Annotated in this window: 16 protein-coding genes; 9 read left to right on the top strand and 7 right to left on the bottom strand. The window is 71.8% G+C overall.

Annotated elements, in window-relative coordinates:
• The first annotated feature begins 273 nt into the window (after positions 1-273).
• Positions 274-1,209, top strand: a complete 936-nt coding sequence (locus tag ACGFYQ_RS05250; RefSeq protein WP_393740146.1) for a DUF4097 domain-containing protein — start codon at positions 274-276, stop codon at positions 1,207-1,209.
• Position 1,210: 1 nt separating this feature from the next.
• Positions 1,211-2,095, top strand: a complete 885-nt coding sequence (locus ACGFYQ_RS05255) for a helix-turn-helix transcriptional regulator (protein WP_393740148.1) — start codon at positions 1,211-1,213, stop codon at positions 2,093-2,095.
• A 198-nt stretch (positions 2,096-2,293) separates the two neighbouring features.
• On the opposite strand, the gene ACGFYQ_RS05260 is transcribed toward ACGFYQ_RS05255, so the two are convergent.
• The 4 genes from ACGFYQ_RS05260 to ACGFYQ_RS05275 all read right to left on the bottom strand — a co-directional run bounded on the left by ACGFYQ_RS05260 (position 2,294) and on the right by ACGFYQ_RS05275 (position 5,434).
• Positions 2,294-2,854: a Clp protease N-terminal domain-containing protein gene (locus ACGFYQ_RS05260; protein ID WP_393740150.1), complete on the bottom strand. Its 561-nt coding sequence runs from the start codon at positions 2,852-2,854 to the stop codon at positions 2,294-2,296.
• Positions 2,854-3,063, bottom strand: a complete 210-nt coding sequence (locus ACGFYQ_RS05265) for a helix-turn-helix domain-containing protein (protein ID WP_267843016.1) — start codon at positions 3,061-3,063, stop codon at positions 2,854-2,856. The genes ACGFYQ_RS05260 and ACGFYQ_RS05265 overlap by 1 nt, the downstream gene beginning before the upstream one ends.
• 55 nt (positions 3,064-3,118) lie before the next feature.
• On the bottom strand, positions 3,119-4,081 hold the full coding sequence (locus tag ACGFYQ_RS05270) for a zinc-binding dehydrogenase (RefSeq protein WP_393740152.1): 963 nt from the start codon (positions 4,079-4,081) through the stop codon (positions 3,119-3,121).
• A gap of 150 nt (positions 4,082-4,231) precedes the next feature.
• A complete protein-coding gene (locus tag ACGFYQ_RS05275) occupies positions 4,232-5,434 on the bottom strand; it encodes an NADP-dependent malic enzyme (RefSeq protein ID WP_393740154.1) in 1,203 nt (400 codons plus the stop codon).
• 524 nt (positions 5,435-5,958) lie between these two features.
• On the opposite strand from ACGFYQ_RS05275, the gene ACGFYQ_RS05280 reads away from it, so the two are divergent.
• The 3 genes from ACGFYQ_RS05280 to ACGFYQ_RS05290 are packed head-to-tail and all read left to right on the top strand — an operon-like array spanning position 5,959 to position 8,666.
• Positions 5,959-6,921 carry an ABC transporter substrate-binding protein gene (locus tag ACGFYQ_RS05280; protein ID WP_393740156.1) on the top strand — a complete coding sequence of 321 codons (963 nt, stop codon included), beginning with the start codon at positions 5,959-5,961 and terminating at the stop codon, positions 6,919-6,921.
• A gap of 39 nt (positions 6,922-6,960) precedes the next feature.
• Positions 6,961-7,902 (top strand): amino acid ABC transporter permease, encoded by a 942-nt coding sequence (locus ACGFYQ_RS05285; protein WP_393740158.1) that lies wholly within the window; start codon positions 6,961-6,963, stop codon positions 7,900-7,902.
• Entirely contained in the window at positions 7,902-8,666 is a 765-nt protein-coding gene (locus tag ACGFYQ_RS05290) for an amino acid ABC transporter ATP-binding protein (protein ID WP_393740160.1), read from the top strand. Before ACGFYQ_RS05285 ends, ACGFYQ_RS05290 begins: the two co-directional genes overlap by 1 nt.
• A gap of 71 nt (positions 8,667-8,737) precedes the next feature.
• Here ACGFYQ_RS05290 and ACGFYQ_RS05295 read toward each other — a convergent pair whose 3' ends face one another.
• Positions 8,738-9,427 carry a class I SAM-dependent methyltransferase gene (locus ACGFYQ_RS05295; protein WP_393740899.1) on the bottom strand — a complete coding sequence of 230 codons (690 nt, stop codon included), beginning with the start codon at positions 9,425-9,427 and terminating at the stop codon, positions 8,738-8,740.
• Positions 9,428-9,593: 166 nt separating this feature from the next.
• Here ACGFYQ_RS05295 and ACGFYQ_RS05300 point away from each other — a divergent pair, with 166 nt between their 5' ends.
• The gene (locus ACGFYQ_RS05300) at positions 9,594-10,223 is read left to right on the top strand and encodes a CGNR zinc finger domain-containing protein (protein ID WP_393740162.1); all 630 of its coding nucleotides are present in this window, start codon (positions 9,594-9,596) and stop codon (positions 10,221-10,223) included.
• Here the strand turns inward: ACGFYQ_RS05300 and sodX are convergent.
• Complete coding sequence (sodX, locus tag ACGFYQ_RS05305) at positions 10,127-10,549, bottom strand: nickel-type superoxide dismutase maturation protease (RefSeq protein ID WP_393740164.1); 423 nt, start codon at positions 10,547-10,549, stop codon at positions 10,127-10,129. The two genes, ACGFYQ_RS05300 and sodX, sit on opposite strands and share 97 nt — an antisense overlap.
• A 172-nt stretch (positions 10,550-10,721) precedes the next feature.
• Between sodX and sodN the strand changes: the two genes are divergently transcribed.
• Positions 10,722-11,117, top strand: coding sequence for a superoxide dismutase, Ni (gene sodN / locus ACGFYQ_RS05310; protein WP_393740165.1), 396 nt, complete (start codon positions 10,722-10,724; stop codon positions 11,115-11,117).
• Positions 11,118-11,199: 82 nt separating this feature from the next.
• Here the strand turns inward: sodN and ACGFYQ_RS05315 are convergent, their stop codons facing one another.
• Positions 11,200-11,388 (bottom strand): DUF6104 family protein, encoded by a 189-nt coding sequence (locus ACGFYQ_RS05315; RefSeq protein ID WP_328927598.1) that lies wholly within the window; start codon positions 11,386-11,388, stop codon positions 11,200-11,202.
• Positions 11,389-11,517: 129 nt separating this feature from the next.
• Between ACGFYQ_RS05315 and ACGFYQ_RS05320 the strand changes: the two genes are divergently transcribed.
• Positions 11,518-13,587 (top strand): trypsin-like peptidase domain-containing protein, encoded by a 2,070-nt coding sequence (locus tag ACGFYQ_RS05320; RefSeq protein ID WP_393740166.1) that lies wholly within the window; start codon positions 11,518-11,520, stop codon positions 13,585-13,587.
• A gap of 22 nt (positions 13,588-13,609) precedes the next feature.
• Positions 13,610-14,626: an AAA family ATPase gene (locus ACGFYQ_RS05325; RefSeq protein WP_393740168.1), complete on the top strand. Its 1,017-nt coding sequence runs from the start codon at positions 13,610-13,612 to the stop codon at positions 14,624-14,626.
• The last annotated feature ends 11 nt before the right edge of the window (positions 14,627-14,637 follow it).

Genomic DNA, 14,637 nt, shown 5'->3' on the forward strand with positions numbered 1-14,637 from the left:
CGCCCGCCGCCCGGCCGCGCCCGCCGCCCGGCCGCGCCCGCCGCCCGGCCGCGCCCGCCGCCCGGCCGCGCCCGCCGCCCGGCCGCGCCCGCCGCCCGGCCGCGCCCGCCGCCGCGCGGCCGCGCCCCCACACGATCAGGCAAATCGCCGTATACGGCAGATTCCGCACGCGCGCTTGACTTCACCCGACCGCGATATATCGTGTTCACAGAAGACGCGATATGTTGCGTGCGTCGAGACCCCGTCCGTGAGCGCACGAGGAGGATCAGCCCCATGGCAGAGCAGACGTCGCAGTCGACGTGGCACGTCGCCGAACCGCAGAAGCTCACCTTCGAGCAGCCGGTGACCGAGCTCCGCGTCCGTCTCGTGAGCGGCACGGTCAACGTGGTCGCCGCCGAGGAGGGCCCGGCCCGCCTGGAGGTGACCGAGGTCGACGGACCGCCCCTGTATGTGGTGCAGGAGGGCGGCACCCTCACCGTCTCCTACGAGGACCTGCCCTGGAACGGCGCCCAGGGCTTCAAGAAGTGGTGGGAGGCCAAGCCGTGGAAGGCCTGGTCCGGTAGCTCCGCCTCCGGCCGCAAGGCATGGGAGCGCAGCGCCGCCGTCACCCTGACCGTCCCGGCCGCCACCCAGGTGCGGCTGGCCGCGGTCGACGCCACGTCCTTCGTCTCCGGGATCTCCGGCGGCACCGACGTCAACGGGGTCACCGGCGACGCGACGCTGGTCGGCCTGTCGGGCAGGGTCAAGGCGCACACCGTCTCCGGCAGCGTCGAGGCCCAGTCCGTCACCGGCGACCTCGGCTTCCACTCGGTGTCCGGCGGCCTGACGGTGGTCGACGGCGCGGGCGTGAGCGTACGGGCCGACTCGGTCAGTGGTGACATGCTCATCGACCTGGACCTCGACCCGGCGGCTCCGCGCCCGGTGGACATCGCGCTGAACTCCGTCTCCGGACAGGTCGCCATCCGGCTGCCGCACCCCGCCGACGCCCGCGTGGAGGTCAACACCGCCACCGGAGCCGTCTCCAACGCCTTCGAGGACCTGTGGGTCTCCGGCCAGATGGGCGCCAAGAGGATCACCGGTACCCTCGGCTCCGGCACGGGCACCCTGCGGGCCACCACGGTCTCCGGATCGATCGCGCTGCTGCGCCGCCCGCAGGCCGACGCGGGCACGCCCGCCGCCCCCCTCGTGCTCGACAAGAAGGTGCTCTGACATGCCGCCCGTCTTCGCCCACGGCCGCCTCCGCCTCTACCTCCTCAAGCTGCTGGACGAGGCACCGCGCCACGGGTACGAGGTGATCCGCCTGCTGGAGGAGCGCTTCCAGGGGCTGTACGCGCCCTCCGCGGGCACGGTGTACCCGCGCCTGGCCAAGCTGGAGGCCGAGGGCCTGGTCACGTACGCGACCGAGGGCGGGCGCAAGGTGTACTCGATCACCGAGGCCGGCCGGGCAGAACTGGCCGACCGCAGCGGTGAACTCGCGGACCTGGAGCTGGAGATCCGCGACTCGGTCACCGAACTGGCCGCCGAGATCCGCGACGACGTCCGGGGCGCGGCGGGCGACTTGCGGCGCGAGATGCGGGCGGCGGCCTCCGCGTCGGCGACCCGGGTCGAGGACGAGTCCTGGAAGGCGGCAAAGGAGGAGCTGCGCAAGGCGCGGCAGGAGTGGAAGGAACAGGCGCGGCGGGCGAAGGACGAGAGCCGCCGGGCCCGCGAGGAGGCCCAGCAGGCCCGCCGCCAGGCCAAGGAGGCCCAGGAGCGGGCGCGCGAGGAGGTCCAGCGCATAGCGAGCCAGCTCCAGGAGCAGTTCGCCAAGTCGGGCGGCGTGCTGGGCAGTCTGGCCGGAGCCTGGCTCGGCGGCTCCACGCCCGCCGAACCCGCCGCGTCCGGCACGCCCCTGATCGTGGACACGGACTGGGCCGAGGACCTGACGCCCTCGGGCGACGCGGCCCGCGACCTGGACCGGCTGCTGGACCGCTTCCGCGACGACGTGCGCGACGCGGCCCGCGACCACGGCGTGTCCCCGGCCCAGCTGGCCGAGGCGCGCGCCCACCTCGCGGCGGCGGCCTCCCGCCTCACCGGCACGCTCCACAAGTCCTAGTGCTGTGACCGGAGAGGTTCACCGGGTCGCGGCGCCCGGCACGGCACCTCGCCGCGTTGTCGGACCGCGCAAGTACGTCCAGTACGAGCCGCGGCCCTCCGCCTTGCGATGCACCGCACCTGGGGGCACCTCCCAGCGGTAGCTGGGGGAGCCGCGCCCCGGCAAACCTTTCCGGCCACAGCACTAGGGGGCCAGGCCCTAGGCGGCCAGGCCCGTCTCCGCCGTCCCGTAGGTGACTCCGTGGTCCGTCAGGACCTCGGAGACCGCGCCGGGGCGGGAGAGCAGGGCCAGCAGCAGGTGCAGGGTGCCGATGTGGCGGTCCTTGCGGCCCAGGGCGATGCGGAGGGACTGCTCCAGGATCTGCTTCGAGCCCTGGGCGAAGGGCACGTGCCGATTGTCCGGCTCCGGGCGGCCGAGGGCCGAGCGGATCGAGCCGCCCAGCGTGCGCCTGCTCGGCGCCGGGGTCGACAGGGCGCCTTCACCGTGGGTCTCCTCGATGCGGGAGACGATCTCCGTGAGGTCGATGCCGAGTCCGGCCAGCGCTTCCTCGTCGGTCTTCGACATGCCGCCCCGGCGGCGGGCCGCCGCGAGGTCGGCGGTGACGGCGGCGCGGTCGACATCCAGCGGATCCAGGGCGCCCAGGGACAGCAGGGAGAGGAGGAGGTGCTCCTCGGTGACCGTGGTGGCCCCGGCCCGTCGGGCCTCGGCGACGGCGCCCGTCACGGTGTTGCGGGCCTCGGTCGTGAAACGCTCGAACATCAAAGCCTCCCGTGCTTCTTGTGCGCGGCCTGCCGGCTGACGCCCAGCTCGGCCGCGATCTCCTGCCAGGACCACCCCTGCGCGCGGGCACTGCGTACCTGTACGGCCTCCAACTGCTCCAGCAGTCTCCGGAGGGCGGCCACGGCACGCAGGCCCACACGCGGGTCGCGGTCACCGGCCCGCTCGGCGAGATCGGTAGCTTCCGTCATGAGTGTCAATGTAGGTTGACGCGGGAGGAGGTGTCAACCTTTATTGACGCCTGCGCTAGGGGGTGAGCACGATCTTGCCGAAGAGGTCGCCCGACGCGAGCTTCTCGAAGCCCTCGCGCGCCCGGTCCAGCGGCAGCACCTCGTCGATGACCGGCCGCACCCCGGTGGTCGCGCAGAACGACAGCAGGTCCTCCAGCTCGTCCTTCGAGCCCATCGTCGAACCGACCACCTTCAGCTCCAGGAAGAAGATCCGGGTCAGCTCGGCGTGCGCCGGGCGGTCGCCGCTCGTGGCACCGGAGATGACCAGGGTGCCGCCCGGGCGCAGGGACTTCACCGAGTGCGACCAGGTCGCCGCGCCCACCGTCTCGATCACCGCGTCGACCCGCTGCGGCAGTCGCGCGCCCGGCTCGTACGCCTCCACGGCGCCCAGCTCCACGGCCCGCTTGCGCTTGGCCTCGTCCCGGCTGGTGGCGAAGACGCGCAGGCCGGCCGCCTTGCCGAGGACGATGGCCGCGGTCGCCACCCCGCCGCCGGCGCCCTGGACGAGGACGGAGTCGCCGGGGCGGACACCCGCGTTGGTGAACAGCATCCGGTACGCCGTCAGCCAGGCCGTCGGCAGACAGGCGGCCTCCTCGAACGAGAGCTCGGCGGGCTTGCGCAGGACGTTCCAGGCGGGGACGGTCACCTGCTCGGCGAAGGTCCCCTGGTAGCGCTCGGTCAGGATGGAGCGGGGCTCGTCCGGGCCGACCCCGTGGCCGCTCTGGCCGATCACGGAGTGCAGGACGACCTCGTTGCCGTCCTGGTCGATCCCGGCGGCGTCGCAGCCGAGGATCATCGGGAGTCTTTCCTGGCCGAGACCGACCCCGCGCAGCGACCACAGGTCGTGGTGGTTGAGGGAGGCGGCCTTGACGTTCACGGTCACCCAGCCGGGCCGGACCTCGGGCGCCGGGCGCTCGCCCAGCTCAAGGCCGTTCAGGGGGTGGTCACGGTCGATTCGGGCGGCGTAGGCAGCGAACATGCCGCGACGCTACCGTTCGGTAGGGCAGGGTTCCAGCCCTTCCCGGGACCGCGGTGGTGAGGCTTTCGTCGCACCGGGTGCGCGCACAGACGAAAGGCCCGGCCGGATCGCTCCGGCCGGGCCCCTGCCCGTACAGCTCAGCCCGGCGCCTCAGGCCAGGCGGGCCACGCCGTCGGCCTTCGCCGCCGCGGCGACGGCCGACGCGACGGCCTCGGCCACGCGCTCGTCGAACGGCGACGGGATCACGTAGTCGGCGGCGAGCTCGTCACCCACGACACCGGCGATGGCGTCGGCGGCGGCGATCTTCATGCCCTCGGTGATCCGGGTGGCGCGCACCTTGAGGGCGCCCGCGAAGATGCCCGGGAACGCCAGCACGTTGTTGATCTGGTTCGGGAAGTCCGAACGGCCCGTGGCCACGACCGCCGCGTACTTGTGCGCGACGTCCGGGTGGACCTCCGGGTTCGGGTTGGCCATGGCGAAGACGAACGCGTCCTTCGCCATCGAGGCCACCGCCTCCTCGGGGACCGTGCCGCCGGAGACGCCGATGAAGACGTCCGCGCCGGCGAGGGCCTGCTCCAGCGAGCCGGTCTGGCCCGTCTTGTTGGTCAGGCCCGCGATCTCCGCCTTGACGTCCGTCAGGTCGGAGCGGTCGGCGGACACGACGCCCTTGCGGTCCGTCACGCACACGTCGCCGATGCCCGCGTCCACAAGGATCTTGGCGATGGCGATGCCCGCCGCGCCCGCGCCCGAGATGACGGCACGCAGGTCGCCGAGGGTGCGACCCGTGAGCTTCGCGGCGTTGCGCAGCGCGGCCAGCGTCACGATGGCCGTGCCGTGCTGGTCGTCGTGGAAGATCGGGATGTCCAGCGCCTCCTGCAGGCGGCGCTCGATCTCGAAGCAGCGGGGAGCGGAGATGTCCTCCAGGTTCACCCCGCCGAAGGACGGCGCGAGACGGATGACCGTCTCGATGATCTCGTCCGTGTCCTTGGTGGCGAGCGCGATCGGAACCGCGTCCACGCCGCCGAACTGCTTGAACAGGATCGCCTTGCCCTCCATCACGGGGAGGGAGGCCTCGGGGCCGATGTCGCCGAGCCCGAGCACGGCGGTGCCGTCGGTGACGACGGCGACCACGTTGGACTTCCAGGTGTACTCGTTCACCAGCTCCGGCTGCTCGGCGATGGCGGTGCACACCTTCGCCACGCCGGGGGTGTACGCGAGGGAAAGGTCGTCCTTGTTGTTGACCGGCACCGTGGCCTGGATGGCCATCTTGCCGCCCCGGTGCAGCGCGAACACCGCGTCCGGGTTGTTGTCCGTCACGCTGTCACTGCGAGGGTTGAAGATCTCCGCTGCCACTGTGTGTGACCCCTTAAGTCCTTTGAATCGTTGAGGGTGGCCACTCCTGGTTAAGGGGTGGGCGGGCACCGCGTCCGTACTCCGCATCGACGGTTGGCCCGTCTCCGCGAAGGGGAGGTTCGTACGCGCGGGCGCGCCGCACGCGCGCCCTGAGCCCCGGATGAGGGGTGTAAGGATCTGTTCTACCGGATGAACGCTCGCCCAGACGAGTCGATTCCTGCTCGACCATAGGCTGCATGTCCTGGTTTTGGCTAAAAGTCCAAACGTCTCTGTCCAATGGGCGAGACGCACCGTAAATAGTGAGGCCAAACTGCCTGGTCGCAGCGTTTTCTGCGGCCCTGAGGGGCCACGCCCGCAGTCCTGTTGGAGAGCCGGGGGTGTCCGTTATCTGATTTTGACCTGACGGGCACCCTGAATGCGCCAGTCCGAATGGCAAGATGCCGTAATCACACAAGGTCGCGACACTCGATGATGCGTGCCCGACCGTTTTTCGGTGCTTTTCCACCAGCCGGAGGAACCAGCTCATGACCGCAAGCATCACCCGTCGTTCGACCGCCGCCCGGTCCCGGATCGCCGCGGTCGGCGCGATCGCGGTCGCCGGCGCCCTGGTCCTCACCGGCTGTGGAGACCAGACGGACAAGGCCTCCACGACCCCTTCGGGGCAGGCGGCCAACAGCAGCGCGCCGCTCTTCTCGAAGCTTCCGAAGAAGATCCAGGACGCGGGTGTCATCAAGGTCGGTACGGACGCGACCTACGCGCCGATGGAGTTCACCGAGGGCGGCAAGATCGTCGGTGTCGACCCCGACGTGGCGGCGGCCCTGGCCAAGCAGCTCGGTGTCCAGTTCAAGTTCGAGTCCGGAACCTTCGACACCCTGATCGGCAGCATGCAGACGGGCCGCAGCGACCTGGTCATGTCCTCGCTCACCGACACCAAGGCCCGTCAGGAGGGCCTGGACGACAAGGGCGCCAAGACCGGCGCCGGTGTCGACTTCGTCGACTACTTCTCGGCCTCGACCGGCATCCTGGTCAAGAAGGGCAACCCGGAGGGCATCAAGACCCTCGACGACCTGTGCGGCAAGAAGGTCGCCGTCCAGCGCGGCACGACGTACGAGCAGTCCGCCAAGGACCAGTCCGAGAAGTGCAAGACGGCCGGCAAGGCCGAGATCGGCATCGAGTCCTTCCCGACCGACGCCGAGGCCCAGACCCGCGTGAAGGCCGGCGGCGCCGTCGCCGACCTGAACGACTCCCCGGTCGCCGCGTACATCGCGCAGACCGCCGGCGGCGGCAACGACTTCGAGGCCATCGCCAACCCGACCGACGCCGGCCTCTTCGGCATCGCGGTGGACAAGAAGAACACCGAGCTGCGCGACGCGCTCAAGGAAGCCCTCGACGCGGTCATCAAGGACGGCACGTACAAGGCCGCCCTGGACAAGTGGAACGCGGGCTCCGGCGCCGTGACCGAGGCCAAGATCAACGCCGGTTCCTGACCTCCGCGTACCACCGCAGCACACTGAAGGGCAGTCACTGTGACTGACAAGCTCGACAAGGTCCCGGACCCGGCGGACACCCCGCCGGCCGGGGCCGTCCCCCCCGAGGCGATCCGCGCCATCCCGGTCCGCCACTACGGCCGCTGGATCAGCGCCGTGGTCGTGATCGGCCTGGTCGTGGCGCTCGCCATCGCCTTCTCGCAGGGCAACGTGCGCTGGGCGACCGTGCCGGAGAAGCTGTTCGACCCCACCATCCTCCGTGGTGTCGGCAACACGATCTGGATCAGCGTCGCCTCGATGGTCCTGGGCCTGGTGCTCGGTGTCCTCTTCGCCGTGATGCGGCTCTCGAAGAACCCGGTGACCAGCACCATCGCCTGGTTCTACATCTGGCTGTTCCGCGGCACCCCGGTGTACGTGCAGCTCCTCATCTGGTTCAACCTCGCCCTGATCTTCCCGATCCTGAACCTCGGGTTCTACAAGGACGAGATGACCCAGGTCATGACGCCCTTCCTGGCCGCCCTGCTGGGTCTCGGCCTCAACGAGGGCGCGTACATGGCGGAGATCGTCCGGGCCGGCATCCAGTCGGTCGACGAGGGCCAGACCGAGGCCTCGCACGCGCTCGGCATGACCCGTATGCAGACCATGCGCCGCGTCGTGCTGCCGCAGGCCATGCGGGTGATCGTGCCGCCGTCGGGCAACGAGTTCATCAACATGCTCAAGACCTCGTCGCTCGTCGTCGCGGTGCAGTACTTCGACCTGCTGCGCGCGGCCCAGGACATCGCGTCCACCTCGTTCGCGGTGATGGAGATGTTCTTCGTCGCGTCGATCTGGTACCTCGCCCTGACCAGCGTGTTCAGCGTCGGCCAGTACTACCTGGAGCGCCGCTACGCCCGCGGTGCGCTCCGCTCGCTGCCGCCCACGCCGTTGCAGAAGATCAAGGCGAAACTGTCCAGCTTCTCGAACCGCAAGGCGGTGGCCTGATGACGACTGCCATGGTGAAGGCCGAGGGCGTCCACAAGTCCTACGGTGCGGCGCACATCCTCAAGGGCATCGACCTGGAGGTCGCCCCGCGTGAGGTCTTCTGCCTGGTCGGCCCGTCCGGCTCCGGCAAGTCGACCTTCCTGCGGTGCATCAACCACCTGGAGCAGGTCAACGCCGGACGGCTGTACGTCGACGGGAACCTCGTCGGCTACCGCCAGAAGGGCGACAAGCTCTACGAGCTGAAGGACAGCGAGGTCGCGGCCCAGCGCCGGGACATCGGCATGGTCTTCCAGCGCTTCAACCTCTTCCCGCACATGACGGCCATAGAGAACGTCATGGAAGCCCCGGTCATGGTCAAGGGCGAGTCCAAGGCGGTGGCGCGCGAGCGTGCCGTACGCCTCCTGGACCGCGTGGGCCTGGGCGACAAGGGCGGGAACTACCCCTCCCAGCTCTCCGGCGGCCAGCAGCAGCGTGTGGCGATCGCCCGCGCGCTCGCCATGGAGCCGAAGCTGATGCTCTTCGACGAGCCCACCTCGGCGCTCGACCCGGAGCTGGTGGGTGACGTCCTGGACGTCATGCGGGACCTGGCCGAGTCGGGCATGACCATGATCGTGGTCACGCACGAGATGGGCTTCGCCCGCGAGGTCGGCGACAGCCTCGTCTTCATGGACGGCGGCGTGGTCGTCGAGTCGGGTCACCCCCGCGACGTACTGGGCAACCCCCAGCACGACCGGACGAAGGCGTTCCTCTCCAAGGTGCTGTAGTCGCACCCGCGGACGGGTAAGGGGCGGTACGGGTTTCCCGTACCGCCCCTTACGCATGTGTGTTCAGGTCCCTACTTGAGACCTAGGACCAGCGCGTCCGAGGGGGAGCGCCAGACCGTACGGGCCTCCGCGAACCCGGCGTCCAGCAGGGTGCCGGCGTGCCAGGCCTCGGTGGGGGTGTCGCCGTCGGCGTGCTCCCCGTAGATCTCGAAGCGCCGCTTCACCGGCTCGGCCAGCGCCGGGTCCGCGGCCGCCAGGGCCCACCACTCGCGCCAGTCCACCGCTCCGGCCGCCTTGGCCCGGTCCATGCCGGCGTGCCGGTGGGCGTGCTCGGCCGCGTCGATGCGCGGGGTGGCCGGGTCGGGCATGTGGTCGGCGTTCATGAACACTCCGCCCGGGCGGACCAGGGGCGCCAGCTGCCCGTACAGGACGGCGAGCTCCTCGCTCGGCAGCCAGTGCAGGGCCGTGGCCGTCAGGATCGCGTCGTACGTGTCGTGCGGCAGGGCCGCGCGCCAGTCGGGGTCCTTGAGGTCGGCGGTCACGAAGGTGACCCGCCGGTCCCCGGCGAAGTAGCCCTCGGCGATGGTCAGCAGCGCCGGGTCGAGATCGACGCCCGTACTGGTGGCCTCCGGGAACCTCTTGAGCACGCGGTCCGTGATACTTCCCGTACCGCACGCGAGGTCCAGCACCCGGGGGGCGGGGCCGGCCAGGGCCTCGACCATGTCGAGCATCACCCGGAACCGCTCCTCGCGGTCGGGCATGTACCACTCCTGCTGCCGGTCCCAGCTGTCCTGCCATGCCTGCCAGGCCTGGCGACCGGTGCCGGTTTTCGTCGTATCCGCCCTCACGAACCCCTCCACACGTAATACCCTCGAAGACGTCTCAGCCGTTACGGGAGACACTAATCCGCAGCCGTAAGGACTACAAGTGGAACTGGCCCATTACTCGGACTTCGCCGTGCGCCTGGTCAACACCGAGGAGCCGGCCCGCAACAAGGACTCGCTGACCTCGGTGGACGCCGTCCGCGCCCTCTTCGGCGCCAGCGTGCAGATGGCCCGCAGGGTCACCGACACCGACGTCACCCGCTTCCGCAACGTCCGCGGCCGGCTGCGCGCCGTCTTCGAGGCCGCCGACAGCGGCGACCACGTCCTCGCCGTCGACCTGCTGAACTCGCTCCTGATGGAGTTCCCGGTCAGCCCCCAGGTCACCGGCCACGACACCATCCGCGACGACGGCGGCCCCGACTGGCACATCCACCTCGCCGAGCACCCCTCGAACGCCTCCGCGGGCTACGCCGCCATGGCCTCCATGGGCCTGGCCTTCGCCCTCACCGAGCACGGCCCCGACCGCCTCGGCCTGTGCCAGGCCGCGCCCTGCCGCAACGCCTACCTCGACACCTCGACCAACCGCTCCCGGCGCTACTGCTCCGACCGCTGCGCCACCCGGGCCAACGTGGCCGCCTACCGCGCCCGCAAGCGGCTGGAGGCCGAGGCGTCCGCCCAGAGCGGGCGCAGCGCCGAGGCCGCCCACGAGAGCCGGGCCATGAGCGAACGCTGATCCTCCCCGCGCGGCCGGATGCGCAGGACCGCCGTCGCCAGCACCAGTTCGTCGGGCACCGGCCCGTAGACGGTGCTGTCGCCGGTCTCGTTGTACGGGTTGTCGCCGAGCACCCACCAGCAGCCGCCCGGCCGCCGCTCCACCGCCCGCTTGATGACCAGCAGGTCCTGCTGGAACGGGTGGCGCAGCACCACCACGTCACCCGGACGGACGGCCGCCCCGTACCGGACCAGCACCTGGTCCCCGTGGACCAGTGTCGGAACCATGGACGGCCCGCTCACGTCGACCAGCCCGAACCGCCTCCGCGGGCGCCCGCTCTCCACCATGCCCGACCTCCTCGTCACCCTCCGCATGCTGCCGTACGGCCCCGTACATTCGCTCACCGGTCCGCCCGCGACGCTGGACTTTTGTCCTAAGCCCATGGGGGCGACCGCGAAAAGCGCATTCCGAGCGAGTAATCTCCCCCTTGAGAAGACGATCACGAGGAGGACACACTCCATGCTTTCCCGCCTCTTCGCCCCCAAGGCGAAGGTCTCCGCCCACTGCGATCTTCCGTGCGGCGTGTACGACCCTGCCCAGGCCCGCATCGAGGCCGAGTCCGTCAAGGCCGTGCAGGAGAAGTACCAGGCCAACGACGACGCCGACTTCCGCGCGCGCGCCATCACCATCAAGGAGCAGCGCGCCGAGCTCGCCAAGCACCACGTCTCGGTGCTGTGGAGCGACTACTTCAAGCCGCCGCACTTCGAGAAGTACCCGCAGCTGCACCAGCTGGTCAACGACACCCTGAAGGCCCTTTCGACGGCCAAGGCCTCGAACGACCCGGCCACCGGCGCGAAGGCCCTCGAGCTCATCGCCGAGATCGACCGCATCTTCTGGGAGACCAAGGCCGCCTGATCCGGCGCCGCCTTGTGCACCCGGTGCACCCTGACGAGAACGGCCCGACTGCTTCGCGCAGCCGGGCCGTTCTCGTGTCCCGTCAGTCCTCGGTGTCGTCGTCCTCGTCGTCCAGCCGGGCCAGCCAGGTGGCCAGGCGTTCCACCGGGACCTCGAAGTCCGGGTTCAGGTCGACGAACGTGCGCAGCTGCTCGGCGAGCCACTCGAAGGTGACCTCCTCCTCGCCGCGCCGCTTCTCCAGCTCCTCGATGCCGCGATCGGTGAAGTACAAGTCGGGCTCCGTGCCGTGATGTGGATGTGCAGGGGGTGTTTCCCGCCAGGATAATCCGCTCTGCGGCGAGACCTCCCGCCCACGGCGCCTCCGGCGCTACGGTGGACGCCCAACGAGCGGGGGGCGCGAATGACGGAAGGGCGCACGGCCGGCTCCGCGCGCGCCTTCGAGCTTCTGGAGCCCCTCGTCCAGGCGGCGACCGTACGCGTCCACGCCCCGCCGGGCGGGTATGAAGCCCCCGGCAGCTACTCGTCCGGCCCCACCTGGGGGAGCGGGTTCTTCATCGCCCCCGGCTGGGTCCTGACGTGCGCGCACGTCGTCGGCGAAGGGGGTGCTGCGGTGCGTCTGACGGGGCGCGAGGTCGGCATCACCTTCTCCTCCGGGGGCAACGGCTCCACCGGGACCGTCACCGGGCGCGTGGAGTGCGTGCTGCCCGAGCGGCTGGAGGACCGGCGCCCCGGCCGGCGGGCCCTGTGGGACCTGCCCGACCTGGCGCTGATCCGCGTCCTGGCACCCGTCTCGCACGCCTGCGTCTGGCTGACCGACCGCTCCCGGCCCCGCTTCGACGAAGTCGCGTACTTCGGCTGCACCGAGGACCTCGGCACACCCGAGATCACCGGCCGCACCACCCGGCTGCGCGGCACCGCGGGCAACGGCGCGGCCATCCGGCTCGGCGACGACGACGAGATCGAACCCGGCATGTCCGGCGGCCCCGTGGTGGACCTGGCCCGCGGCGAGGTCGTCGGCGTGGTCAAGGCCCGCCGCCACACCGGCGCCGGCGGGCTCGCCGTCTCGGTCGCGCAGCTGCGCACCCTGCCGATGCCCGCGCGCGGCCGGACCGGGCTGTACCGCCGGGTCATGCAGGCCCACGACCTGCACCACTACGACCAGCACCTCAGCGACCTCAACAGCCGACGGACCTGGACGGACGTGCACGACGAACTCCCGGCCGAGGACGGGGACCCGTACGGCGGGCGCGGCCGGCTCACCCCCGGCGAGCGCACCACCCTGTGCGGGCTGCTCGCCGAACTGCCCCCGCCGGGCTCCTCCGAGGTCGTACGGGCCCTGGTGGAGGCGGCGCGCGGGGAGGAGCCGGACCCGCATCCGCTCGCCCCGCTGAGCTGGCGCGACGGGCTGGGGCTGCTGCACGACCCGCCGGGCGGGGCGGGGGAGGCCGCGGCCATGCTCCGGTACGCGACGGACGTGAGCGTCGCCGACTACCGCGAGCCGCCGACGCCGGGCGCCGACGAGGAACTGTGGGACTGGGTACGGGCCACGGCCGAGCGGCTGTGGCGGCCGCTCCGCCGGGAGCTCGGCGAGCGCCACGAGCGGGGCCTGGCCGAGCGCGAGCGCCGCCGGCGGGCCTCCGCCGGGCAGGCGGTGCGCGGTCCGGCCCGGCCGTCCGGCGGACTGCCGACCGGGGCCTCGGCCCTGCTGCAGCTGTGGGCGCACGGCTGGGAGGACGTCTACGACTGGAAGGTCTCGGTGCTGGCGGGCCCGGCGCACCCCGGGCGGGTGCGGGCGGTGGACTCGGGCGTACGGGCCACCCTGCGGGAGCTGCCCGAGGCGTTACGGGCCCCGCTCGCCGAAGCCTTCCGGGCGTCCGACACCCACGAGGCGGCGGCCGTGCTCGAAGTGGCCGTCGAACCCGAGCTGTTCGGGGTGCCCGTGGACGAGTGGGTGCTGGTGGGCGGAGTGCCGCTGGGGGTGCAGCGGCCGGTGGTGTTCCGCCACCCCGCCGGAAGACGCGCGCCCGCCGCGGCCGCCCGGTGGGCCCGGGTGCAGGCGGGACCGCTGCTCGACGAACGGGCCGACTGCGTACGGGGGCGCCCGCGCAGCCCCGCGCCGGGCTGGCTGGCCGGACTCCCGGACAACACCGTGCCGGTGCACTGCCGGGCGGCGGCGCTGGAGCCCACGCTCGGAGCGCTGCATGCGGTGCGGGACGCCGGGTACGGGGTGGTGGTGGGCCGCCGGCCCCCGGCGGATCCCGGGGTGTCGTGCGCCCCGTTCCACCGCGGGCTGCGGGAGGAACTGGCCGAAGCGGGCCGGGCGGAGGTGCTGCCGTTGCGGTTCCAGGCGCTGCGGGGGCGGGCGTACGGGGCCGACCCGGACGCCTACTGGGCGGCGGGGGCGACGCTCGTCTGGGACGACCCCGCGCGCGCCCTGCCCGAGGACGAGCCGCTCCAGGGGGACCTGTGACCGGCAGGAGGGAGCAGCACCCATGAACGACGAGTGGCTCATATACCGGGGTGTCGGCGAGCCCCACGACGGGATCGACGCCCTGCCCGATCCGCCGCCGTGGCGGGACTTCGACGGCGGGCCCGTGGGGGAGGCGGGCGGCCCCGCCGGAGCGGACGCGGCCGACGGGAACATCGCCCGGCGGCTCGGCGCGCACCGGCAGGCCGCCGAGCTGCACCGGCCCGAGCCCGAGGAGCTGGAGGCCATCAACGCCGCGCTGTACCTGCGGCGGCCGCTGCTGGTGACGGGCTTCCCCGGAACGGGCAAGTCCACCCTCGCGCACGCCGTGGCCCACGAGCTGAAGCTGGGGCGGGTGCTGCGCTGGCCGGTGGTGTCGCGGACCGTGCTCCAGGACGGCCTGTACCGCTACGACGCCCTCGCCCGGCTCCAGGACGTCCAGATCGCCGCGGGCGGCGGGGCCCCGGGCGGGGCGCCCGGCATCGGCAAGTACATCCGGCTCGGGCCGCTGGGCACCGCCCTGCTGCCCACCGGGCGGCCCCGGGTGCTGCTCATCGACGAGCTCGACAAGAGCGACATCGACCTCCCCAACGACCTGCTGAACGTGCTGGAGGAAGGGGAGTTCGCCCTCCCCGAGCTGGAGCGGGTCGCCGACACCGAGCCCGAGGTGCAGGTGCTCACCGACGACGGCTCGAAGGTGACCGTCCAGGGCGGCCGGGTGCGCTGCCGGGCCTTCCCGTTCATCATCCTGACCAGCAACGGGGAGCGGGACTTCCCCGCCGCCCTGCTGCGGCGCTGCATCCAGCTCAAGCTCGGACAGCCCGGCGAGAAGCGGCTCGCCACCATGGTCCGCGCCCACCTCGGCGAGGAGGCGGCCCAGCTCGGGGCCGACCTGATCCGGGAGTTCCTCAGCCGCTCGCAGTCCGAGCTGGTCGCCGCCGACCAACTGCTCAACGCCGTCTACCTGACCCACTACGCGGCCCCGCCCACCCGGGAGGACCTCGCGGACCTGCTCATCCAGCGCCTCGACCGACCGAGGTGACGGGCCGTGCC

The organism is Streptomyces sp. NPDC048258, from assembly GCF_043201995.1.
Lineage (GTDB): Bacteria > Actinomycetota > Actinomycetes > Streptomycetales > Streptomycetaceae > Streptomyces.